General features: G+C 41.9%; 19 protein-coding genes. 12 read left to right on the plus strand and 7 right to left on the minus strand.

The window, feature by feature from the left end:
- Positions 1 to 70 precede the first annotated feature (70 nt).
- Positions 71 to 1,126 carry a Rieske 2Fe-2S domain-containing protein gene (locus tag NDN13_RS19565; RefSeq protein ID WP_251116639.1) on the minus strand — a complete coding sequence of 352 codons (1,056 nt, stop codon included), beginning with the start codon at positions 1,124 to 1,126 and terminating at the stop codon, positions 71 to 73.
- Positions 1,127 to 1,529: 403 nt separating this feature from the next.
- Here NDN13_RS19565 and NDN13_RS19570 point away from each other — a divergent pair, with 403 nt between their 5' ends.
- Positions 1,530 to 2,960: an aldehyde dehydrogenase family protein gene (locus NDN13_RS19570; protein ID WP_251116640.1), complete on the plus strand. Its 1,431-nt coding sequence runs from the start codon at positions 1,530 to 1,532 to the stop codon at positions 2,958 to 2,960.
- A gap of 72 nt (positions 2,961 to 3,032) precedes the next feature.
- Here NDN13_RS19570 and NDN13_RS19575 read toward each other — a convergent pair whose 3' ends face one another.
- The gene (locus NDN13_RS19575; protein WP_004652123.1) at positions 3,033 to 3,518 is read right to left on the minus strand and encodes an Lrp/AsnC family transcriptional regulator; all 486 of its coding nucleotides are present in this window, start codon (positions 3,516 to 3,518) and stop codon (positions 3,033 to 3,035) included.
- Positions 3,519 to 3,653: 135 nt separating this feature from the next.
- Between NDN13_RS19575 and NDN13_RS19580 the strand changes: the two genes are divergently transcribed.
- Both NDN13_RS19580 and NDN13_RS19585 read left to right on the plus strand, forming a co-directional pair.
- Positions 3,654 to 5,375, plus strand: coding sequence for an alpha-keto acid decarboxylase family protein (locus NDN13_RS19580; protein WP_251116641.1), 1,722 nt, complete (start codon positions 3,654 to 3,656; stop codon positions 5,373 to 5,375).
- A 138-nt stretch (positions 5,376 to 5,513) separates the two neighbouring features.
- Positions 5,514 to 6,896, plus strand: a complete 1,383-nt coding sequence (locus tag NDN13_RS19585; protein WP_251116642.1) for an amino acid permease — start codon at positions 5,514 to 5,516, stop codon at positions 6,894 to 6,896.
- A 53-nt stretch (positions 6,897 to 6,949) separates the two neighbouring features.
- On the opposite strand, the gene NDN13_RS19590 is transcribed toward NDN13_RS19585, so the two are convergent.
- The gene (locus NDN13_RS19590) at positions 6,950 to 7,399 is read right to left on the minus strand and encodes an SRPBCC family protein (RefSeq protein ID WP_251116643.1); all 450 of its coding nucleotides are present in this window, start codon (positions 7,397 to 7,399) and stop codon (positions 6,950 to 6,952) included.
- Between the two features lie 356 nt (positions 7,400 to 7,755).
- Between NDN13_RS19590 and NDN13_RS19595 the strand changes: the two genes are divergently transcribed.
- The 6 genes from NDN13_RS19595 to blp2 all read left to right on the plus strand — a co-directional run bounded on the left by NDN13_RS19595 (position 7,756) and on the right by blp2 (position 16,088).
- Entirely contained in the window at positions 7,756 to 8,787 is a 1,032-nt protein-coding gene (locus NDN13_RS19595; RefSeq protein ID WP_251116644.1) for a substrate-binding domain-containing protein, read from the plus strand.
- A 99-nt stretch (positions 8,788 to 8,886) separates the two neighbouring features.
- Entirely contained in the window at positions 8,887 to 10,266 is a 1,380-nt protein-coding gene (gene pstC, locus NDN13_RS19600) for a phosphate ABC transporter permease subunit PstC (protein WP_005208295.1), read from the plus strand.
- On the plus strand, positions 10,263 to 11,657 hold the full coding sequence (gene pstA / locus NDN13_RS19605) for a phosphate ABC transporter permease PstA (RefSeq protein WP_065343368.1): 1,395 nt from the start codon (positions 10,263 to 10,265) through the stop codon (positions 11,655 to 11,657). Before pstC ends, pstA begins: the two co-directional genes overlap by 4 nt.
- Before the next feature lie 14 nt (positions 11,658 to 11,671).
- The gene (gene pstB / locus NDN13_RS19610; protein ID WP_065343367.1) at positions 11,672 to 12,586 is read left to right on the plus strand and encodes a phosphate ABC transporter ATP-binding protein PstB; all 915 of its coding nucleotides are present in this window, start codon (positions 11,672 to 11,674) and stop codon (positions 12,584 to 12,586) included.
- A 146-nt stretch (positions 12,587 to 12,732) separates the two neighbouring features.
- Positions 12,733 to 13,695 carry a protease SohB gene (sohB, locus tag NDN13_RS19615; RefSeq protein WP_251116645.1) on the plus strand — a complete coding sequence of 321 codons (963 nt, stop codon included), beginning with the start codon at positions 12,733 to 12,735 and terminating at the stop codon, positions 13,693 to 13,695.
- A 251-nt stretch (positions 13,696 to 13,946) separates the two neighbouring features.
- Complete coding sequence (gene blp2, locus NDN13_RS19620) at positions 13,947 to 16,088, plus strand: Ig-like repeat protein Blp2 (protein ID WP_251116646.1); 2,142 nt, start codon at positions 13,947 to 13,949, stop codon at positions 16,086 to 16,088.
- Positions 16,089 to 16,113: 25 nt separating this feature from the next.
- Here the strand turns inward: blp2 and NDN13_RS19625 are convergent, their stop codons facing one another.
- Positions 16,114 to 16,752, minus strand: a complete 639-nt coding sequence (locus tag NDN13_RS19625) for a DUF2238 domain-containing protein (protein ID WP_251116647.1) — start codon at positions 16,750 to 16,752, stop codon at positions 16,114 to 16,116.
- Between the two features lie 38 nt (positions 16,753 to 16,790).
- A complete protein-coding gene (locus NDN13_RS19630) occupies positions 16,791 to 17,141 on the minus strand; it encodes a hypothetical protein (RefSeq protein WP_251116648.1) in 351 nt (116 codons plus the stop codon).
- A gap of 391 nt (positions 17,142 to 17,532) precedes the next feature.
- On the opposite strand from NDN13_RS19630, the gene NDN13_RS19635 reads away from it, so the two are divergent.
- Complete coding sequence (locus NDN13_RS19635) at positions 17,533 to 17,937, plus strand: hypothetical protein (RefSeq protein WP_251116649.1); 405 nt, start codon at positions 17,533 to 17,535, stop codon at positions 17,935 to 17,937.
- Here the strand turns inward: NDN13_RS19635 and rsmD are convergent.
- Both rsmD and mrdA read right to left on the minus strand, forming a co-directional pair.
- Complete coding sequence (gene rsmD, locus NDN13_RS19640; protein ID WP_251116650.1) at positions 17,934 to 18,482, minus strand: 16S rRNA (guanine(966)-N(2))-methyltransferase RsmD; 549 nt, start codon at positions 18,480 to 18,482, stop codon at positions 17,934 to 17,936. The genes NDN13_RS19635 and rsmD overlap by 4 nt on opposite strands.
- Entirely contained in the window at positions 18,482 to 20,521 is a 2,040-nt protein-coding gene (gene mrdA / locus NDN13_RS19645; RefSeq protein ID WP_251116651.1) for a penicillin-binding protein 2, read from the minus strand. Before mrdA ends, rsmD begins: the two co-directional genes overlap by 1 nt.
- Positions 20,522 to 20,760: 239 nt before the next feature.
- Here mrdA and NDN13_RS19650 point away from each other — a divergent pair, with 239 nt between their 5' ends.
- Both NDN13_RS19650 and NDN13_RS19655 read left to right on the plus strand, forming a co-directional pair.
- Positions 20,761 to 21,279: a hypothetical protein gene (locus tag NDN13_RS19650; protein ID WP_251116652.1), complete on the plus strand. Its 519-nt coding sequence runs from the start codon at positions 20,761 to 20,763 to the stop codon at positions 21,277 to 21,279.
- Positions 21,280 to 21,340: 61 nt separating this feature from the next.
- The gene (locus NDN13_RS19655; protein ID WP_004652140.1) at positions 21,341 to 22,654 is read left to right on the plus strand and encodes a DUF445 domain-containing protein; all 1,314 of its coding nucleotides are present in this window, start codon (positions 21,341 to 21,343) and stop codon (positions 22,652 to 22,654) included.
- Positions 22,655 to 22,721: the final 67 nt, after the last annotated feature.

A 22,721-nucleotide genomic window follows, 5' to 3' on the forward strand; every position in this document is an offset into this window, starting at 1 on the left:
TCCATCAAAATAAAAAAGAGGTCTGAATAGACCTCTTTTTTATTGCATCTTGGAACTGAATATAAATCAGCTAGGCTGCAAAAATAGGATTGAATCCCATTTTCCTTAAAAGTCGACGATACATACTTGAGCTACGGTCTGCTGGAAAATGCGCTTCCATCGATAAATCCAGGGGGAGATATTCAGGTTTTTGGGTTTCGACAATCAGTCGATCTTCTTCAAAAATCTGTAAATTGAATGCATAGGCATCCTCAACAGGTAAATCTTTATCATAATTACGGCAGATAGGTGCAAACAGGCGAGTTTGTCGCGCGCTTACAGGAGAGGCGGCATTCATGATCACCTGTTTGCTTTGATTCGGAAAATGAATGGTCAGTGTTGCAGTAAAAGGCAGGCTGATTTCAAAATGTCTGAGCCAATTAAAATTGTCTTCCCCACGTTGTGCTGTCCCGATCGGATAGCGTCCGACACTGCTGATATAATCTGCAGTGAAGCCATAACTGGTTTCTGTGGTGCTATAGTCGGGAACTTCAACATCATCAGGGTCGCCAAAAGTATCAGGATGTACCCACGCAAAATGCGCGACATCAATAAATCCTTCCAGTTGCCGACCGGCAAAACAATTTAAGTCTACAAAAGGGCATAGCAGTTGCTGGTAGTCTGCATCATCCCAGTAGGGCATGTCAGGAATAACAGGTTTATCATCTTGGCGAGCCGCTAAGCAACACCAGATCAGTCCATACTTTTCAGTGGCAGCATAGGTTTTCAAATGAAAGCGCTCCGAGATTTTATGCTGCGGATGTGCTGGAATACGGTTGCATTTGCCCGCATGTCCAAAGCGTAATCCGTGATAGCGACAGACAATACCTTGCCCGTCATGACGGCCCAAGCTAAGGGGAACTCCACGATGTGGGCAAACATCTTTTGCAACAATCAGTTCATCTCCCATTTTGTAAATAACCAATGGCATATCCAGCAACATGGCTGCTGTTGGTTGCTCTGAAATATCACGGGCGAGGGCAATCGGATACCAGTGCTGAGCAAGTAGCTGCCAATCATGCTCTGAAAAGGTCATGTGTACAGGTAAATCCGTATGCTTAAACGTTGTAATCACTTTGCTGTTCATCTTCTTATCTTCTGGCTCATTGGTATTGAATATAGCGAAGCCAGCTGTTCTAAGAAATTTCAATTAATTGAATGAAGTGTCGTAATTTTTAGAACACAGAAGTTGAGATGAAATTACATAAAGGTATGCATTTGGCCTGCTGTTTAGTTGCATTCTGTCCAGCATCTCTACGATGGTTTTTTATGATGACAAGGTAGAAAATTGTCACTGTTCTGCACAAACTGTGCATCTTTAATCTAAATCAGAAATAATTATGCATAAACTGTGATGCACAAATTCCATATTGTAGTGAGAGATGCTCAATATTTTGATGGATAGATGTCATCACTTTTGCACTTGAGACCTAGAGCTGAGGTCGGATCAGGCAAAACATCATGATTACAATGAATAGAAGGAACAAGGCATGCAACACTTAAATATGCAAAACCAATTTAAACTGATTATTAACGGTCAATCTTGTCTCGGTGAAGCCGGCGAACTTGAGATTATCAATCCTGCAACAGCTGCTGTTGCAGCAAAGTGTGCACAGGCTTCGATTGCACAGGTGAATCAAGCGATTGAGGCGGCAAAGCAAGCTTTTGGAAGCTGGCAACGCAGTTCTCATGAGGAGCGAAAAAGCATACTCAATAAGATTGCGGATGGAATTGAACAACATGCCGAAACTCTGGCTGAGTTGATTGTAGTTGAGCAAGGCAAACCCTTGGCATTGGCACAAATGGAAGTGCAGGGTGCGATTGGCTGGACACGTTATACTGCAAGTTTAGAAATGCCAGTTGATATTATTGAAGACAGTGAACAGAAACGAATTGAACGTCATTATCAGCCCTTAGGTGTGGTGGCTTCGATTACGCCGTGGAATTGGCCGTTGATGATTGCGGTGTGGCATATCATGCCTGCCTTACGTACGGGCAATGTGGTGATTAATAAACCATCTGAATTTACCCCCTTAGCGACGTTAAAACTCTGTGAAATTATTCAACAAGAAGTGCCTGCGGGTGTGATTTCAATCTTGCTGGGTAAAGGCGACGTCGGTGAGGCGTTATCGACTCACCCTGATATCGCCAAGGTGGTTTTTACAGGCTCAACCAAGACGGGTCAGCACATTATGTCAGGTGCGGTAAAAACCTTAAAGCATCTGACCCTAGAGCTGGGTGGCAATGATGCGGGGATTGTTTTACCTGATGCCGATCTTGATCAAATAGCCAAGCGAATTTTTAACGTGGCATTTTTAAATGCTGGGCAGACCTGTGCTGCGTTAAAACGTTTGTATGTGCACGAAAGCCAATATGACGCGCTAGCACAAAAACTGGCTGATATTGCCAATGCTCAGAATGTTGGAGATGGCATGGCGACAGAGACCACATTTGGTCCTGTGCAAAATCAGCTGCAATATCAAAAAGTAAAAGCCTTAATTGCCGATGCGCTTGCGCAAGGTGCCAAGGCGCTGTCAGGTGATCAGACGATACCTGAGCAAGGCTATTTTATTGCGCCAACGATTTTAACTGAACTGGATGAAAGCTGCCGAGTGGTACAAGAGGAGCAGTTTGGCCCCGTGTTACCGATTCTAAAATATCGTGATATTGATGATGCAATTGCTCGAGCCAATGCCAGTGAGTTTGGATTAGGTGGATCAATCTGGTCTTCTGATTTAAAAGCTGCACAGTTCTACGCTTCACAACTACAATGCGGTACAGCATGGGTGAATACCCATGCTGAGATTGTTCCACATGCGCCGTTTGGTGGTTGGAAAATGTCGGGTGTGGGTGCTGAGTTTGGCATGGAGGGTTTGCTGGAAAATACAGTAGGACAAACTGTGCATATCAATAAAATCTAAACCTTCATATTTTTAAGGCGGATCTAATATCCGCCTTTTTGTTTTTATGCATGGTGCTGCTTAAAACTAGGTTTATGTGGCTGGATGGTAGCTGTGGCCCTTAGATTTGCTGAGAAAGTGATTCTGTTCTTTGATTTTTTTTAACACAATGTAAGATTTGATATGGCCAATAAAACCATAAGACAGTAGTCGCTCTGTCACGAATTGGGACAACTGTTCCAGATTTTCTGCGACGACTTTTAAAATAAAATCAGCATCACCGCTAATTGAAAAAGCATCTTGAATATTGTCCTCAGCTTCAATTAAGTCTTGAAAGGCCTGTTGTGACTTGGCCTCGTGAATACGTAAGTTAATGTGGATCATCGCGGTAACCTCCAAGCCTAAAGCTTGTTGGTGGATGCGGGCGGCATAACCTAAGATCACGCCTTTTTGCTCCAGTAACTGTCGTCTTCTGGAACATTGTGAAGCGGATAAACCGATTAAATCTCCAACTTCCTGATTGGTGAGCCGTCCATTCTTTTGTAGGGCCTGAATGATTTGCCAGTCGAACTTATCCATTGCATAAAATCCTTTTATGATACACAAATATTGTATTTTTATTAAAATGCGTTTTTATTATGCACGAAATTTAACAGGTAGATGAAATATTATTTTTCTATGGAATAAAAAATTGACTTGAAAGGATGTAGAGCAATGTTCATAGAAATCGGTGATTTTTTAAATATTCGTCTAAAACAAATGGGTATCCAACACCTGTTTGGTGTACCTGGTGATTTTAACCTTTCTTATCTCGAACAAGTTGAGGCAGATGCCCAACTCGAATTTATTGGTAATTGTAATGAATTAAATGCGGCTTATGCTGCTGACGGTTATGCACGGATCAACGGCTTTGCTGCTTTGACAACGACCTATGGGGTTGGTGATTTAAGTGCGATTAATGGTATTGCAGGTGCTTATGCTGAGAATGTGCCAGTGGTGCATATTTCAGGGATTCCGCCTTTACATGTGGTTCAGAAAGGCACTCTGGTTCATCACACGCTGGTGGATGGTAACTACGACAACATCATGAACTGCATGAAAGAGTTCACTGTTGCACAGACCCGTCTAACCCCAGCCAATGCCGCCTCTGAAATTGACCGTGTGTTACGTCAATGTTTCCTTGAACGTCGACCTGTACATATCCAGTTGGCATCGGATATTACTCACGTCAAAATTGAAGTGACAGATCGTTCACTCGATTTATCTTATCCAAGGGTTGAGCCAGAGCTGTTACAAAGTGCAGTCACCAAACTGTGTGAGGTGATTGCACAAGCCAAGCGACCAGCGCTGCTGATTGATAATGAAGCCTCTGTTTTTGGGATTACCTCACTACTGGATGATTTATCCAAAAAATGTTCGATTCCTTTTGCCAGTATGCTGACCGCTAAAAATATTATGGATGAGGGTTCACCGCGTTATGTGGGAACCTATGTTGGTGGCGCAAGCCAAGCGCATGTGCGTCAGACCATTGAGCAGTCTGATTGCTTGATGGGCATCGGGGTGCGTTTTACTGATGTCGGAACTGGAGTGTTTACCCATCAAATTGCCACTGAAAATTACATTGAAATCAAACCTTATGGTTTGACGATTTTTGGACAGGATTTCCCTGGCATTGAAATTGGACAATTTCTGGTGGAGCTGAATAAGAAGGTTGCACCACGGAAGTTAAGCCAGCCGATGTTGGAGCAGCAAGCACAACAGACACTTGAGGTGCCTGAACAGCAAAAGCTTAGTCAGGATGTCTTGTGGTGTTATATTGCGGGCTTTCTTAAAGATGATGATGTGATTATCGGTGAAGTCGGGACTTCTAACTCAGCCTTGGCAGGGCTCAAGCTACCAGCAACCGCGAAATATATTGCTCAACCATTGTGGGGTTCGATTGGTTATACCTTGCCTGCTTTATTAGGTAGTTTGTTGGCTGCACCAGAACGCCGCCAAATCCTGTTTATTGGTGATGGTTCATTTCAGCTCACCGTACAGGAACTTTCAACCATTATCCGTCAAGGCCTGAAGCCGATTATTTTCTTACTCAATAATGGTGGCTATACCATTGAGCGTTTAATCATGGGCGAGAACGCGGCCTATAACGATGTTCAGGACTGGAAATATAGCGAGATTCCAAATGTCTTCAATGGTACGAAAGCCTATAAAAGTTGTGTGGTAGAAACCGCAGGTCAACTTAAACAAACCTTGGGTGGTATCGACCAGTTCGATGGTCTGACCTTTATCGAATTAAAACTCCCAGCTATGGATGCTCCATCCAGTTTGAAAAAATTTGCGTCAGTGATTGCACGCTTTGATTACGGCGATCGAGGCTATGAAATCTTAAAACAGCGTTCCCAAGCATTACCCAGTAAAAAAGCAATTTCCTTCTGATCAGAAGGAAATTGGAAAATCTTCAAATTTATAAATTGATAAGAGAGCGAATCAGATTCGGAGCTTCATGCTGAGCTTCGAATCATGCGCTGTATAAAAAGGTGTACAGGATGTGACACACACATTGGAGATAACGTGATGGATGTAAACAATAAACATGAGTTAAAGCAAGGATTGTCCAATCGGCATATCCAGCTGATTGCGCTAGGCGGGGCAATTGGGACAGGATTATTCTTGGGTCTTTCGCAAACCATCAAACTGGCAGGGCCCTCTATTTTATTGGGTTATGCGATTGCTGGTGTGATTGCGTTTTTAATTATGCGCCATTTAGGAGAAATGGTGGTTGAAGAACCCGTGAGCGGTTCATTTAGTTATTTTGCCAATAAATACTGGGGCCGCATGGCAGGCTTTATGTCGGGCTGGAATTATTGGGTGCTGTATGTGTTGGTCAGTATGGCTGAACTAAGTGCCATCGGGACTTTTATTCAATTTTGGTGGCCAGACGTGCCCACATGGCTGACTGCCTTGGTGTTCTTTGTACTGATTAATGCCATTAATCTGGTCAATGTCAGATTCTTTGGTGAGTCCGAATTTCTGTTTTCCTGCATTAAGATTGTTGCGATTTTAAGTATGATTGGCTTCGGTGCTTATTTATTGCTTTCTGGTTCTGCGGGGCCACAGGCGGGTATTGCCAATTTATGGCAGCACGGTGGCTTTTTTCCACATGGCACGCATGGCTTTATTATGGCGCTTGCCGTGATCATGTTTGCCTTTGGTGGACTTGAACTGATCGGAATTGCTGCGGCAGAAACCAAAAATCCTGAAACCACCATTCCTAAGGCGGTGAATCAGATTGTGTACCGTATTTTGATTTTCTATATCGGTGCAATCGGGATTTTACTCTGTCTTTATCCGTGGAATATGGTGGCGGAAGGGGGCAGCCCTTTTGTATTGATCTTCCAGTCCTTGAATAGTAATGGGGTTGCCAATGTCCTCAATTTTGTGGTGTTGATTGCAGCTGTTTCTGTTTATAACAGTTGTATTTATTGTAATAGCCGTATGTTACATGGCTTGGCGGAACAGGGCAATGCACCTGCGGTATTGAAAAAAGTGAATGCGCGTGGAATTCCTGTTCCTGCGGCGATTGTCTCTGCTTCGGTTACGGCGATATGTGTGTTGGTCAACTATTTAATTCCGGGTGAAGCCTTTCAGTTATTCATGATGCTAGTGGTTGCAGCATTGGTGATTAACTGGTTAATGATTTCCGTCACCCATTTGAAATTTAATAAAGCAATGCGCCTGAAACAACATCAAATCAAATTTAAAAGCATCTGGAGCCCATGGAGTAATTATCTCACCATCAGCTTTGTCTGCTTTATTTTGATTATTATGGCGATGACCCCTGATATGCGTTTGGCTGTTATTCTCGGACCGATCTGGCTGGCGATTTTAGCGGCGATGTATATCTTTAAATATCGTAAAAAAATGTTGGTGCTGCCCGAAGCACAGTCCAACCTTTAAATCAAAAAAGGCACAGCAATGTGCCTTTTTTATTGCATCGATGTTGTATTGATCTAGAAGGGGGGAAACTTGTCCTGAACCAGATTGAGTTGAATCCCATGTTCTAAATAGGCTTTCAAGCTATCTACGACGGTAGTGAAGCCACCCGTATTATCAATAATAAAGGTAATCAGCTCATCACCTTGTAAGGGGATATTATAATTTTGAATTCTGAGATAGGTTTGATCGTCATTGATCGCCTCAAAGATGAAATCAACCGTACTGCTTGGCTCGCCCCATTGAATCTGAATTAATTCATTGGCAATTATTTTTGTCACCTTTACGTTTGCCGAAACTTGGTATTTTTCCCAAGTCCATTCAACCGTTTTTCCTAGTTCAAGTGGTGCTGTTGCCGAACTAAACCAAAATTTTGAGGTGATTTCTGGATCAATAAATGCTTCAAAAACGCTGTGGGCCGGTTTACGAATCAGCATTTGTGTTTCAATTATGACAGGATTTAGCATTGTATCTGTTCTTTTTGATAGGGAATTGTCATAAAACATATATAAACTGGTTGCTCTGCCCAAGATACTTTTTGTTAAGCTGAATCAGCGAGTATTCTTTTAAATCCCATAAAATTCAATATCTAAACGCTATTTTATGAGTGTAATCGAGTTCTGAGCTGCAAAAAATAAAGCAGAAAATATGACTTTATGACCAATAATTTTCTAAAAATTGAGCTTAAGAAATGGCTATCACAAAAGCGTCATAAAGTTGTCACTTAATTGTCATATTATCTGCTCAAAATGCAGTTAACCAAAGTACAACACTTAACTTAAAAAGAGTTGTAAACCAAATTGCATAAATGAGAGAAAACAGAATGCGCTTAAATCCATGTCACATCGCAATTGCATTAGCTGTATCTGGGGCAACTGTAGCAACGACTGCAAATGCAGCTCGTGATACGATTCAAATTGCTGGTTCATCTACTGTATTACCGTTTGCAAGTATTGTTGCTGAAGAGTTTGGCAACACATTCCCACAGTTCAAAGCACCGGTTGTTGGTTCAGGTGGTACGGGCGGTGGTTTGAAACAATTCTGTCAAGGTGTAGGTGATAACACTATCGACATCGCAAATGCTTCACGTCAAATTAAAGACACAGAACTTGATGCATGTAAAAAATCTGGCGTAAACCAAGTACAAGAAATTAAAGTCGGTTATGACGGTATCGTATTTGCATCAAATGTTAAAAAAGCGGCATATAAATTAAAACCAGTACATGTATTCACTGCATTATCTGCACAGCTTCCTTCAAATGGTAAATTAGTTCCAAACCCATATACAACTTGGAACCAAATTGATAAATCATTACCAAATGAGCCGATCACTTTAGTTATTCCTGCTTCTAACCACGGTACGCGTGAAGTTTTCCAAGAGAAGATGGTTGATGCCGGTTGTGAAGCATTTGATTACTACAAAGCTTTAAGCAAAGATGATCAAAAGAAAGCATGTTCAACCTTCCGTAAAGATGGTCGTGTGATTGAAATTGCGGGTGACTATACTGAAACTCTAGCTCGCTTGAAAACGTCTCCAAATGCAGTCGGTGTATTTGGTCTAGGTTTCTATGATTCAAACCGTGATAAATTACGTGTAGCGACTGTAAATGGCGTGACGCCATCTGAGAAAACTGTACTAGATGGTAGCTACCTTGTTTCACGTCCATTGTTCTTCTACGTGAAAGGCGAGCACTTGAAATCAATCAAAGGCTTACCACAATTCACAGAATTCTTCTTAAACAAGAAAATTTCTGGTAAAGGTTCTAAATTAGAAAAAGCGGGCTTGATTCCTTTAAGCGACAAAGAGCGCGCAAAAATCCTAGCTGATTTCAAAGCGGGTAAATCAGTTAAGTAATATTGTTAAAAGGGAGGCTGGTGAGACGTTGGATCATCAGCCTTTTTGTCTAGCTAAGTTTTTTCAAATCATGAAAATTGAGAAAACAGTGGAGATTACATGAATCTGCTACTTATCGGTGTGTTATTAGCCCTTGTGGCAATTGCATATCAAATCGGGCTGAGCAAAAGCCGTAACCTAGCAGGTAAGGGAAATAACTCAGCAACACTACATTCTCGTCCAGGATATTATGGGGCGTTGGTTGCTTTGTGGTGTGGTATTCCTGCTTTTTTAATTTTGATTATTTGGAATTTGGTTGAACCAAGTATTTTACAACATATTATTTTCAATAATATTCCTGCATCTGTGAGTTCAACTTTAGATGCGGCAGGTCGTGATGTTTTAACCAGTCGAGTGCAAGCAATTGCTTCTGGTTTCGGGGTAACAGATCAGCCAGCAGCATATGAAGTTGCAGCAGCACAACAACTTGCTAAATTCCAGACCATTGGCTCATTTGCAAAACTTGCAGTGGTGATTAGTGCTGGACTTGCGGGTTTAGTTTGGGCAAAGCGTCATGTGAGCCAACAATTCCGTGCACGTAACCAAGTCGAAAAAACCATTAATGTTGCTTTGATCCTATGTTCTGGTGTCGCAATCTTGACAACAATCGGTATTGTTTTATCGATGTTAAAAGAGGCGTTACACTTTTTCCATTTTGTCAGTCCAGTTGACTTCTTCTTTGGTACCGAATGGAATCCAGGCTTTAGCACCTCAGGAAATGCAGAAGGTAGCTACGGCATCTTACCGCTGATTTGGGGGACCTTAATGGTCAGTGGTATCGCATTATTGGTTGCGGTGCCGATTGGTTTGTTGGTTGCGATTTATCTGGCTGAATATGCATCGCCAAGCTTGCGTTCTTGGGCAAAACCTGCGATTGAGGTTTTGGCGGGGATTCCAACCATCGTTTATGGTGTATTCGCCTTAATGGTTATTGGCCCATTCTTTAAAATAGTGGGTGAAAGTGTTGGTATCAATATTAATGCGACCAGTGCCCTAACCGCAGGTTTTGTAATGGGCATTATGATTATCCCATTCGTTTCCTCATTGTCTGATGACATTATTACTCAGGTACCTCGTGCATTACGTGATGGTTCTTTGGGCTTAGGTGCAACCAAATCAGAAACGATTCGTCAAGTGGTTCTACCTGCTGCTCTACCAGGGATTACAGGGGCATTTTTACTTGCCGTATCCCGTGCTGTGGGTGAGACCATGATTGTGGTGCTTGCAGCAGGAAACAGTCCATTGTTGCATGCAAATCCATTTGAAGCAGTTTCGACAGTAACCGTTACGATTGTGAAGCAATTAACGGGGGATACTGACTTTGCCAGCCCACAAGCACTGGTGGCATTCGCCCTTGGTTTAACGCTGTTTGTGATTACTTTGGGTCTAAACATTATTGCACTGTACATCGTGCGTAAATATCGTGAGCAATACGAATGAGTTCATCAAATACATCTCCTCTGGATCCGAACCTATTGGATCCTCAAGTAGCTGCTGAACAACGTGAGCAGCGTAAAAGAAAGATCCAAAGTTCTTTGGCTAAGCGTCATCGTAAAGAAAAAACCTTTCGCTTCGCAGGTATCTCGGCGGTTGTGATCGCGCTGGCATTTGTTGCCTTACTATTTGGTAGCATCTTGGCGAAAGGTCTGCCTGCTTTTTGGCAAAGCAGCGTGACCGTTCCAGTTTATTTTGATCCAGCGATCATCAATGTTGGGGCGAAGCCAAAACAAACAGCAGGTGAAACCCCAGCTCACTTTGAAGAGCGCATGGTCGCTTGGCAAACTGAAATGGGTATGGTGGACTGGGATGCCTTGATCGTAAATGGCATCGTTGCTAAAAACAAAGCCTTAGAGTCTCAACGTGATTATTTGAGCAGTTTATATACCAGTTCTGAAGCATACCGTTTGCGTGATATGGTGCTTAAAAACCCTGCGCTGATTGGAAGCAAAGAAGAGATTAAATTCTTGGCAGATGCCAATGTTGATGTGTGGTTAGCAGGTAATATTGACCGTAGTTTACCAGATGACCAGCAACAGCTTGAACCTGAAGTGCGTCAACTGGCAGATCAGCTAAAAGCGGAAGGAATTATTACAAATACCTTCAATACCAACTTGTTCTTTAGTCCAGATTCTCGTAGTTCACCTGCAACCAGTGGTTTAGCCGGCGCATTCATGGGTTCATTATTCATGATGATGATCGTGATTGTGATCTCGATTCCAATTGGTGTTGCCAGTGCAATTTATCTTGAAGAGTTTGCACCAAAGAACATGATGACGGATATTATTGAAGTCAACATTAATAACTTGGCTGCTGTTCCTTCAATTGTGTTTGGTTTACTGGGTGCTGCAATCTTTATTGGCTGGATGCAATTGCCATTATCAGCACCACTGGTCGGTGGTTTGGTTCTAAGTTTGATGACCTTGCCAACCGTGATTATCACAACTCGTGCATCGCTAAAAGCAGTTCCGCCTTCGATCCGCCAAGCCGCTTTGGGTCTAGGTGCGTCGAAAGTACAAACCATTTTTCATCATGTATTACCGTTGGCCTTACCAGGCATTATGACAGGTGCGATCATTGGGGTTGCACATGCATTAGGTGAAACTGCACCGTTGCTTTTAATCGGGATGAGCGCTTTCGTTGCAAGTGTACCGACAACACCTTTAGATCAAGCGACTGCATTACCTGTACAGGTTTATTTGTGGCAAGGTAATGAATTACGTAACTTCTTTGAAGGACGTACCGCAGCAGCAATTATTGTTCTGTTGGCATTAATGATCGGATTGAACAGCCTTGCCATTTGGCTCCGTAAGAAATTTGAAGTGCGTTGGTAATTGAGGAGAGTACAATGAATACGATTGATATTATGAACGCCGTAGAAAAGGATAAATCAGTGAATCCACAGCAAACAGAATTTACGTCATCTGAAGCGCAAGTTCAGCAATCAAATACTGCATTTGTCTCTCAGTTTGAAACGGCTTCTTCAAATAAAAAGCCAAAAACCAGTGAAGTGAAAATCAGTACCAAAGATGTTCATGTTTACTATGGTGAAACTGAGGCAATCAAAGGAATTGACCTTGATGTTTACCAGAACGAAGTGATCGCATTCATTGGTCCATCGGGTTGTGGTAAATCGACATTCCTGCGGACTTTAAACCGTATGAATGACACCATTGATAGCTGTCGTGTGACGGGTAAAGTGACCTTAGATAATCAAGATATCTACGATCCAAATCTTGATGTGGTGTTGCTGCGTGCACAAGTCGGCATGGTATTCCAAAAGCCAAACCCATTTCCAAAATCAATTTTTGACAACGTTGCTTATGGCCCGAAATTACATGGTTTGGCACGTGATAAATATGACCTAGAAGAAATTGTTGAAAACAGTTTGCGTAAAGCGGGTTTATGGGACGAAGTCAAAGATCGTTTGAGTCAACCAGGCACAGGTTTATCAGGTGGTCAGCAGCAGCGTTTATGTATTGCACGTACCATTGCAGTAAGCCCAGAAGTGATCTTGATGGATGAGCCATGTTCAGCACTGGATCCAATTGCGACCGCAAAAATTGAAGAATTGATTTCAGAATTGTCAGAACAATTCACCATTGCAATCGTCACTCACTCTATGCAGCAAGCGGCGCGTGTCTCTGACCGTACAGCTTACTTCCATTTGGGTGACTTGATTGAAGTGAACTCGACTGAAAAAGTCTTTACTCAGCCTGATCATCAATTGACTGAAGCCTATATCACAGGTCGTTTTGGTTAATTTTTCGATCTAATAAAACAAGAGCCTGCGGGCTCTTGTTGTTTATATAAATGAAAATGAATCTATTTTGCAAAATCGCTATTGAATTTTTATTGAGCAGACCACATCTTAGAACAATAACGCCGAACTTATAGAGCACATACTTCATGTTATTCCATTTACCTAAGTTTCCTGCTGAAATTCGTATTAGTCATCTCAATGCGCGTGTGAATGAACAAAGAAAAAGAATTGCGCAAACCACCGCTTCTCGTTTGGAGTTATTACAACTCGTTCAACAATTGGCGAAAGAAGCCAAAATTCGTAAAAAGAATGATCAAAAAATTTATGTCCTCGACTTTAAAGGGGATGTTCAAGCCTCTGCGGTCGATACCATTCGTGAAGAAATTACTCTGATCTTAGCGACTGCTAAAGCAGGGCATGATCGTGTTGTTGTTCGTTTAGAAAGTCCAGGTGGCATGGTGCATGGCTATGGTTTAGCAGCTGCGCAATTGGTGCGTTTACGTGATGCAGGTTTTAATGTCACCATCTGTGTGGATAAAGTTGCTGCAAGTGGCGGTTATATGATGGCATGTATTGCCAATGAAATTATTTCTGCGCCGTTTGCTGTGGTTGGCTCGATTGGCGTGGTTGCACAAGTACCGAACTTTAATCGTTTATTAAAGCAGCACAATGTCGATTTTGAGCTGTATACCGCAGGGGAATATAAACGTACCGTGACTATGTTTGGTGAAAACACGCCAGAAGGAAAGGCCAAGTTTGAAGAAGAATTGCAGCAAACCCATTCTTTATTTAAACACTTTGTTGAAAAATACCGCCCACAACTCGATGTTGCTAAAGTCGCAACAGGCGAGCATTGGTATGGTGAAGATGCCCGTGAACTGAACTTGGTTGATAAGCTACAAACCTCAGATGAATATTTATTAAGCTTGTTACCAAAGCATGATATCTATGTGATTAATACTCGTAAACGTCCGACCTTTGGTGAGAAACTGGGATTACAGGCAGCACAAATGGCTGAAAGTTTAATTCCGACTGTGCTCAGTAAAATTACCGATAGTCTTGCAAAAGCAAATAGTACGATTGTACAAATGCGCGACCCGAAATTTTAAGTATTTGAACTAAGATACGCTATTAAAAAAACCAGCCGATAGGGCTGGTTTTTTATGCTTGATCCTGCAGATTTTGGGGAAAGCCGTTGCTAGATTTGAACATTTGGTGAATTAAACAAACATGACAAAACTTTTGATCGAATAGATTGTAGCACTATCGATCATTTGATATTTTAACTGCAAGATGAATTACTTAATTATTCATTAACCGAAAAAGTATTTAAAAATATAATTGATAAGTGAGCATAATAATGACAAGAGTCGTCGTTTTTTCAAAGAAAAATTCGAATGTTCTACAAGATGCGCAATTGAAAAGTGTGGTGCTCGACCAGCCTTCGATCGTACAGATTGGTGTGAATCAAGCCGATATTAAATCCATGATCAAACAAGGTAGTGATCTTGTCATTACATTAAAAAACGGTGAAAAAATTATTGTCAGTGGTTTTTATAGTGATGAAAACTTAACAGAGCATAGCCTTGCAATTGCAAAAGAGGATGGGACTTATGCGGTCGCAGAATTTGATGATTCAGGGAAATTTGTCCGTTATACCCTAGCAACATCACTGACGCAATTTGCGTATACGGATGCAGCTACACCAGCTCCTCAACCTCAAAATGTGGATCATGATTCGGCAATTAGTAAATCACAACTATTAAAAGTCGGTTTGGCTGCTTTAGTGGCAGAAGGTGTGTATTTGTTAGCGGTAAAAGATGATGATGACGATAAGAATAAAAATGACAATCAACCGATTGATATAACACCACCAGCGACACCAACAGCGAGCTTGGGTACAGATACACAAACGATTACGGGTAAAACTGAAGCGAAGGCCAAAATCGAAATTAAGGATGCTGCTGGGAAAGTGATTGCAACGACCCAAGCCGATGCCGAAGGAAATTACACGGTTAAGTTGGATCAACCTTTGGTGAATGGTGGCAAGGTCAGCGTGACTGCAATTGATGGTTCGGGGAATACGTCTAAAGCCACTGTTGTGACAGGAAATAAAGATACCATTGCACCAGATGCCCCGACGGCACAACTGAATGCAGATGGCACGATTGTGACAGGTAAGGCTGAAGCCAATGCCAAAGTCTCAATTTATGATGCAAATGGCACGCTATTGGGTAGCGTGATTGCAAATAAAGCAGGGCTGTATTCAATTAAAGTTTCACCTCCTTTAACCAGTGAAAAAGGCGGGACGGTTGTCGCTGAAGATGCAGCCGAAAATAAATCTACACCTTCTAAAGTGGTTGCAGGCAAAGATACTTTAGCGCCAGATCAACCTTTTGTGGATGTAAATAAGGAAGGTTCATCTATTCAAGGTCGAGCAGAGGCGAATAGCAAGGTGCAGATCAAAGATGCGGATGGGAAAATCATTGGTAGTGGAATTACAGATGCACAAGGCAAATTTCAGATTACACTTTCACCTGCCTTAGCTGCAGATAAAAAGGCAACCATCATTGTAGAAGATGCGGCAGGCAACCAGTCCAAGCCACTTGAGATTAGTGCTGGAAAAGACACCATCGCACCAGATAAAGCTGTTGCTGAAATCAATACCGCAGGTGATTCAGTGACAGGTACGGCGGAAGCGAATAGTAAAATTGAAATTAGAAGTGCGGATGGGAAAACACTGTATGGTTCAGGTACTGTTGGTGCGGATGGAAAATTTAGCATTACTCTATCATCGGCTTTAACCGATAAAAATGTAGGGAAAGTCTATATTATTGATGCAGCAGGGAACCGTTCCGATGCAGTCGATGTGGTTGGGACAAAAGATACCATTGCGCCGAATAAACCGGTTTTGCAAACTGTGATGGATGATGTTGGTGTGGTAAAAGGTGCGATCGCAGCGGGAGGTGATACCGATGATAGCAAACCGACTTTGGCTGGTGTGGGCGAAGCAAAAACAGTTCTGACGATTTATGACAATGGTCAACCGATTGGTACGGTAACAGTCGGGGATAATGGCAGATGGAGTTTTGAAGTCAAGCAGGATTTGAGTCTAGGGCCACATAAAATCACCTTAACCTTGACTGATGCAGCAGGGAATATTAGTGAAGCGAGTGATGCATTTAGTTTTAATGTGGTCGCACCTGTGGTGAAAGCCTCTTTGGCCGATACGATTGATTTGGGTGCCTTACAAACCCAACACGCTGAACCTGTGTCTGAATCAAACAATATTGAGAAACCGAGTCTAAATACCTTGTTGTCTTCTTCTGAACCAGTATCAAATCAGTTGGATGAGGTTTTAAACCAATTACTTTTAGGGCAAAACCCATCTGCGACAATCAGTCATTCTGGAAACGCTGATGTAACCCATCTGGATTATGCTCAGACCATTAAAGCCGATCCTTTAGATCAGCTTGCGGCACTGCAACATTCTATTATCTGATTGGTATTTATATTGAGAACAGCGCCTATTTTTGCATAGGCGTTTTTTGTTTGAGCAGTTGAATGATCCCAATCAGTATTGCTCCGATGGTCGCCAGGAACATATCCTTATGCGCATCCCAAATGTCGCCCTGTTGGCCATTATAGTTTTCAGCATCCTCAGGAGATAAACCAATGGCGATCCACCATTCGATCAGTTCATAGAACATGCTCGATGCCATGACAAATTGGATAACCAGCAAAAATAGGGTCAAAGGTTTGGCAGTTGGTAACCAGACTTGAAAACAGCGATAGAAAAAAGGATAGAGCAATAGACCATAAGCAAAATGCACCAGTCGGTCATACATATTACGCGACCAACCCATGGTTTGATTTAAGTCAAAGTGGAACAGATTTTCAATCCACTCGTTATAAGGCACATAAGAATAAAGGTAGTGCGCCCCTAAAATATGGATTAGAAGAAAGCCCAGATAGAGGCAAAAACTATAAAAACTGATACCAATCTTTTTCATCGTGACGATGAGGGCGATCAGCATCAAGACGGTACCCGCTTGGTGTAGTAAATAAGCCTCAAACTCAAGCGGCTGAATACTTGCGATTGCAACCACCAGAAGTACAATCGCCAATGCAATATAATGTTTTAAACTCAGTTGTTGTTCGATCATACTGTATCCTAAATACAGTCAGGCAAGTTTTATTGCTGTTACTCCGCGGTCTTTACTGCGATTGTTTCTTTGGTTGTAGAGACGCCACCAAGTGCCTGACATGCTTGTTTATATAATTGATATTTTTGTTGTACAACTTCATCGAGCGGAATGTCAAAGAGATCTTCACCATTTTTATATTGTTCAATATAAGATGTTGCTTTGTCTTTATTCGCTGCCAGTGATTGTTGATAAAAATTTGAAATAGAAGACGTTGCTAACTCACTGGATTCAATGTTAAGACATTGAAAACCTTGTAAAAGTTTCTCAGCGCGTTTTAGCTCGCTAGATTTTCCAAAAAGACAACCTGATAAGCTCACGGTGGCAATGAGCAGGAACAAAAGCTTCATGATCGATAAAGTAGAATTTTAAAGGTGCTATTATTGTATATAAGGTGAATTTTATAAATTAATTATTTATGTCTAACACGATAAAATTTAATCTTTTTTTACTCTGCATATCTAATTGCACAAAAATTAAATAGACTGGATGTAAAATGAAAATAAGAAAAGCGCGGCTGTGTGATTGTTGATGCCTGTGTACCCTATAATTTATAGCGTTGCAGGTGATCAAGGAAACGAGTTTTGAAGGGGAGAGTCCTCATATCATTCCAAACGGTCGCCGTATGGAGCGGCTATTTTAAACAGCAGTTTGTAAATAGTAGATAAAAACATTCAATTGATTGATAAAAAATGATTTTTAGCGGTATGCTAAAGCAGGGCTTCATCAGCACATCTGGTTATGCGAATTAAGTACATTTTCTTATTCTGTTTTTTGATTGGTCTCTCTGCTGGAGCTTATGCGGATGACTATGATTTTTTTACAGAGCCGAGCGAAGATACCGAGCAGATGTTTGATGCTGCTTATCCTGAAATGAAAACAGCCTATTCAGTTTTACATAACCAATTTTTTCAAAATGAACGTTGGCGTGTCTATAACTATACGGCTTATCAAACCAATCAGTTTAACCATAAGATGCTGACAGGCGATACCACTAGCCTGTCACTGGATGATTTTTCGATTTCAGTTGGTTATGGCATGATGTATCAGTTGAACCAGACCAATCGAATTGGTTATGAATATCTTTCCAGCTTTCCCTTTGACCGAGGTCAATTGATTCGATTCTTCTGGTTACGAATTTTTTAATTGCCTTTTTGATATAAACCTGCTCTGACCATACCCGCCTTGGTTTCTTTTATTTTCTGCCAAGTCGGCGGTAGGATGAGTTGAGCTAAATCTCGATCTGCTTCTACATAAATATAAGCATGATTTACAATCATTGGGTCAGCAAGTTCAGCCAACTCTTGCCATAAATCTAGACTATAGGGTGGATCAAGAAATACCACATCAAAACTTGAGTTTAATTTTTTTAAAGTTTGCTGAGCTGTTGCAATATGTAGCTGACAATTTTCCGCTTTTAACAGTTGAATATTGTCTTTTAAGACTTTGGCTTGTATTGGATTCGGTTCAATCATGACCACCTTGGCTGCCCCACGAGAAAGCGCTTCAAATCCTAATGCACCTGAGCCAGTGCAAAGGTCTAAAACCTGTGCATTTTGAATGTCCCACATCAACCAGTTGAATAAAGTTTCACGGACACGATCTGGCGTTGGACGTAAACCATCAATACTGGCAAAAGGTAAAGTACGGCGTTTCCATTCACCCCCAATAATACGTAATTGGTTTTTCATTATTCGGTCACACCATCTGTTGGTTGAGCAACTGTTGCTGGCGCGACAGGGGTAGAAGCTGGAGCGGATGAAGCGACTGGTGTAGACGCCGCTTGGCTATTCTGTGTTGCCGTGGTTGCAACACTGCTGCTTGGTAGCTCGCCAGGCTTAATACCTGCGGTCATTAAGCCTCCACTGACTTGATGGCTGGCTGGGCGGAGTGGATTCTTTTTACGGGTCACTAGCCAATAGTCAAAGATTGGACGTGCCAACTGAGCCGCAGAACCACCATGTTTACCATTTTCCCAAACCACGGCAATGGCAATTTCAGGATTATCGGCAGGCGCGAAACCAACGAATAATCCATGGTCCCATTGTCGAGATGAAAGTGCTGCTTCGTTATAACGTTTACCTTGAGCAATACTTTTGACTTGGGCTGTTCCTGTTTTACCTGCAATTGAATATTGCAAACCACCTTTAATGCCCCGACCTGTACCAGATTGAATTACATCCACCATAGCAGCATGCATGTTGATCCAGTCTTGTTCTGTGCCATTGAAGTTAATTTTGCCATCAGGTGCATTGTGGACACTAAATTTTTTGGCGCCTTTGGTTTCTCTAAGTACATGCGGTGTGACATGTGAACCTTTATTCGCAGTAATTGCTGTTGCCATTGCCAGTTGTAACGGTGTCGAGGTAAAAGCCCCTTGCCCAATACTGACTGAAATGGTTTCGCCTTTTAGCCATTTGGATTTGCGGGTACGCATTTTCCATTCTGGGCTTGGGTAGAGTCCTGTGCTTTCACTTGGTAAATCGACGCCGGTTTTTTCACCAAAGCCAAACTGACGCATCCAGTCATTCATTTTCTCAATGCCCATGCGATAGGACAGTACATAGAAATAAGTATCGCAGGACACAATTTGTGCTTTATGCATGTTCACTGAACCATGACCACTTTTTTTATGGTCGCGGAAGCGGTGGCTGTCACCAGGCAATGAGAAATAACCTGGATCGGAAATGGCGGTACTCCAGTCGACCAGACCATAATGAATACCACCTAAACCAAACATCGGTTTAATGGTTGAGCCTGGTGGATAAGCCCCTTGAACCGCACGGTTGTAGAGGGGTTGATCAAGATTGTCGCGCAGTCCGCTATAATCTTTAGAACTAATGCCTGTCACGAAGAGGTTTGGATTAAAGCTTGGACTAGACACCAGTGCTAGGATTTCACCTGTACGTGGGTCCATGGCTACAATTGCACCACGGCGATCTGCCAATTGCTTTGCCGCAATGGTTTGCAGACCATAATCAAGGGATAAATACAGATCATTACCACGTGCTGGATTTTGGCGACCTAAATTACGCAGTACATTGCCGTGGGCATCGGCCTCGACAGATTCATAACCAGGAATACCATGCAACAGGTCTTCATAGCTTTTTTCAACCCCAATTTTACCAATCAGGTTGGTTCCTGCATATAAATCCTTATCAATCGATTTGAGTTCTTTATCATTGATACGCCCAACATAACCAATCACATGCGCAAACAATTCGCCATGTGGATAATAGCGGGTCATTTGAGTTTCAATTTTGACTCCAGGGAAGGCGTATTTCACTTCACTGAATTTGGCAATGTCCGCTTCGGTCAAATTCAATTTGATTGCAAGGCGTTCGGTTTTACGTGCAGTTTTGACACGGCTTTTAAAGCGGTCAACATCTTCTTGGGTCAAGCCCAGGATTGGAGTTATGCGGGTAATGGTGTCATCAATATCACTGACATCGGCACGACTCAGTGTTGCGGTGAACACCGGATAGTTATCTGCCAATAGCACGCCGTTTCGATCGTAAATATATCCACGTGCGGGTGCTAAGGGTTGTAAACGAATTCGGTTTTTGTCTGAGGCCGTTGTAAAGTCATCGTAATGAACAATCTGTAAATATGCATAACGACAGATCAATAAAAGTAGAAAAATCGCCACAACAAAGATTGCAAAAAAGATACGACCCTTATAAATGCGCTTTTCTTGTTGCATATTTTTTAAAGGAAAGTGCTGTTTCATAGGGTGTCGACTTAATTACAAAATGGAGAGAATATAAAGGCTACGCATTTTAACGTAAGTTGCATGATCATACTGTAGAATTTTCAACAAATCATGCAAATGATGCTGCGACAGCTTTTGACTTTGCAGACATTAAAATTGTATGGTCTTGTATATTAGAAGCAAAATAATTCTGTTAAAGTCACAATCAGTTTGAAATAGGATTTTCCAATACACTCTTAGGGAAAATGGAGAAAATAATGAGAAAAATTTGCCTTTTATTATCGGTTTTAACACTTACGGGCTTAAGTCATGCGGATGACAATCCATTTAAGCCTGAGCCTAAATTAAAAGATGCAAACGTTTCAACATGGAATGTAGGTGCAGGTTTTACCAAAAAATTATTACATGCCAACCTTGAATGGGTAAATCCTTATGGTATTGCCTATGCCAAAGCGGGTGCATTTTTAAATGATGACAATGAACCTGGTGGGCAAGTTGGATTCCGTTATCCATATTACTTAACCGGTACCGATAAAAATGGTTATTACCTGGGTGTCTATGCGGGACATTTGGACAGCAGAAATTATGGTGGCAAGCAAAAGGGCAACTTGGGTGTGGGAGCTGATCTTGCTTATGTTTGGCTAAATAATGAACGTATTAGTACGTTCAGTGTGGGCGCAGGGGTGCGTGAGAAAATAGAAGATGGTAATGGCAATACTGTGAAAAAATCAGAACCTGTCCTTCAGTTTTCTTATACCTTAAGTTTTGGTTTATAAGAGGAAATTAACGTTTATCCTTTTATAGGCCATCATGTATCAATAATTCAGAGAGTCATGCATGTTTGATTACGTCAATGAATTGTGGCAGATTTTTCTAAATCGACCTGACCATCTGGCAGTCTTGAGTATCATCCCTGTGACCGCCTTTGTAACATGGGCACACGTGTGGATGGCATTGAAAATGGTATTTTACCCAATTAACTTTTGGGGATTCCATTTAGGACCATTACCTGTCGGTTGGCAAGGGATTGTGCCACGTAAAGCTGGACGTATTTCAGGCATCATTACCGATAACACCTTATCTAAACTGGGTTCATTGCGTGAGTTTTTAGAGGCAATGGATCCCGAAGATATGGCGATGATCATCGGTGAACAAGTCGGTTTTGAGCTTGAGCATCTGATTGATGAAGTGATGATTGATCGTAATGCGGTGCTCTGGGAAAACCTACCTTATTCGATTAAACGCCGTATCTATGCACAAGCACATAAACAGTTGCCAAATACCTTAAGGGAACTTGTGACTGAGCTGACCATGAATGTTGAGTCACTGGTGGACATGCGTGAAATGGTGGTCAGCCAAATGGAAGGTGATCGCCGCTTGATGGTGCGCATGTTCCTGAAAGTGGGTCAAAAAGAAATTAACTTCATCTGGCATATCAGTGCCTTGATCGGGATGTTCTTTGGTATTTTCCAGATGATCGTATGGTTTGTGGTGCCTTGGCATTGGACGGTTCCATTCTGGGCTGCCATTTGGGGCTTTTTAACCAACTGGATTGCAATCTGGATGGTGTTTAACCCAATTGAACCGCACTATATCCGCTATCCACAGATTTTTCGCTTGACCAAAGACCGTAAATTTCCTTGGATTGTGCCAGTGTTGAAGATTGGAACCTATAATGTCCAAGGCGCATTTATGAAGCGTCAGGAAGAGGTTTCGGATGTGTTTGCCAGTGTGGTAACTGAAGATTTAATTACCTTGAAATCGATCATGACCGAAATGATGTATGGCAGTAAAAAAGACAAAACCCGTCGTATTGTCAAGCGTCATATCAATGAAATCATGGAAACCCCATTGGTCAGAACCTCATTGCAGCTTTCATTAGGGCCAAGAGAGTATGCTAGACTCAAGACCGACTTGATTGATCGCTCAATTGAAATTACCATGGGACCAGTATGTGACCCAGCTTTGAATGCAAGTCGCGCGCAGAAGATCTTTCAAATGTTTAGAGACCGCATCCGTGAACTAACACCGAAAGAGTTCCAGAACCTATTGCGTCCTGCGTTCCAAGAAGATGAGTGGATCTTGATTGTACTGGGTGGAGTAACTGGTTTCTTTGCTGGTTTAATTCACTTATTTGTTGCTTTCTTATAATTAATTTGATGTTGGTTGAGTGATAAGTCTGTATGATATTGCTCAATTTAAGATTTATTGTTTTTAA

This window comes from Acinetobacter sp. C32I (genome assembly GCF_023702715.1).
Taxonomy (GTDB): domain Bacteria; phylum Pseudomonadota; class Gammaproteobacteria; order Pseudomonadales; family Moraxellaceae; genus Acinetobacter.

Bases quoted from the DNA above. Each gene is read 5' to 3' on its own strand.
- NDN13_RS19565 (WP_251116639.1), bottom strand. From the start codon at position 1,126: ATGAACAGCAAAGTGATTACAACGTTTAAGCATACGGATTTACCTGTA.
- NDN13_RS19570 (WP_251116640.1), top strand. From the start codon at position 1,530: ATGCAACACTTAAATATGCAAAACCAATTTAAACTGATTATTAACGGT.
- NDN13_RS19575 (WP_004652123.1), bottom strand. From the start codon at position 3,518: ATGGATAAGTTCGACTGGCAAATCATTCAGGCCCTACAAAAGAATGGA.
- NDN13_RS19580 (WP_251116641.1), top strand. From the start codon at position 3,654: ATGTTCATAGAAATCGGTGATTTTTTAAATATTCGTCTAAAACAAATG.
- NDN13_RS19585 (WP_251116642.1), top strand. From the start codon at position 5,514: ATGGATGTAAACAATAAACATGAGTTAAAGCAAGGATTGTCCAATCGG.
- NDN13_RS19590 (WP_251116643.1), bottom strand. From the start codon at position 7,399: ATGCTAAATCCTGTCATAATTGAAACACAAATGCTGATTCGTAAACCG.
- NDN13_RS19595 (WP_251116644.1), top strand. From the start codon at position 7,756: ATGCGCTTAAATCCATGTCACATCGCAATTGCATTAGCTGTATCTGGG.
- pstC (WP_005208295.1), top strand. From the start codon at position 8,887: ATGAATCTGCTACTTATCGGTGTGTTATTAGCCCTTGTGGCAATTGCA.
- pstA (WP_065343368.1), top strand. From the start codon at position 10,263: ATGAGTTCATCAAATACATCTCCTCTGGATCCGAACCTATTGGATCCT.
- pstB (WP_065343367.1), top strand. From the start codon at position 11,672: ATGAATACGATTGATATTATGAACGCCGTAGAAAAGGATAAATCAGTG.
- sohB (WP_251116645.1), top strand. From the start codon at position 12,733: ATGTTATTCCATTTACCTAAGTTTCCTGCTGAAATTCGTATTAGTCAT.
- blp2 (WP_251116646.1), top strand. From the start codon at position 13,947: ATGACAAGAGTCGTCGTTTTTTCAAAGAAAAATTCGAATGTTCTACAA.
- NDN13_RS19625 (WP_251116647.1), bottom strand. From the start codon at position 16,752: ATGATCGAACAACAACTGAGTTTAAAACATTATATTGCATTGGCGATT.
- NDN13_RS19630 (WP_251116648.1), bottom strand. From the start codon at position 17,141: ATGAAGCTTTTGTTCCTGCTCATTGCCACCGTGAGCTTATCAGGTTGT.
- NDN13_RS19635 (WP_251116649.1), top strand. From the start codon at position 17,533: ATGCGAATTAAGTACATTTTCTTATTCTGTTTTTTGATTGGTCTCTCT.
- rsmD (WP_251116650.1), bottom strand. From the start codon at position 18,482: ATGAAAAACCAATTACGTATTATTGGGGGTGAATGGAAACGCCGTACT.
- mrdA (WP_251116651.1), bottom strand. From the start codon at position 20,521: ATGAAACAGCACTTTCCTTTAAAAAATATGCAACAAGAAAAGCGCATT.
- NDN13_RS19650 (WP_251116652.1), top strand. From the start codon at position 20,761: ATGAGAAAAATTTGCCTTTTATTATCGGTTTTAACACTTACGGGCTTA.
- NDN13_RS19655 (WP_004652140.1), top strand. From the start codon at position 21,341: ATGTTTGATTACGTCAATGAATTGTGGCAGATTTTTCTAAATCGACCT.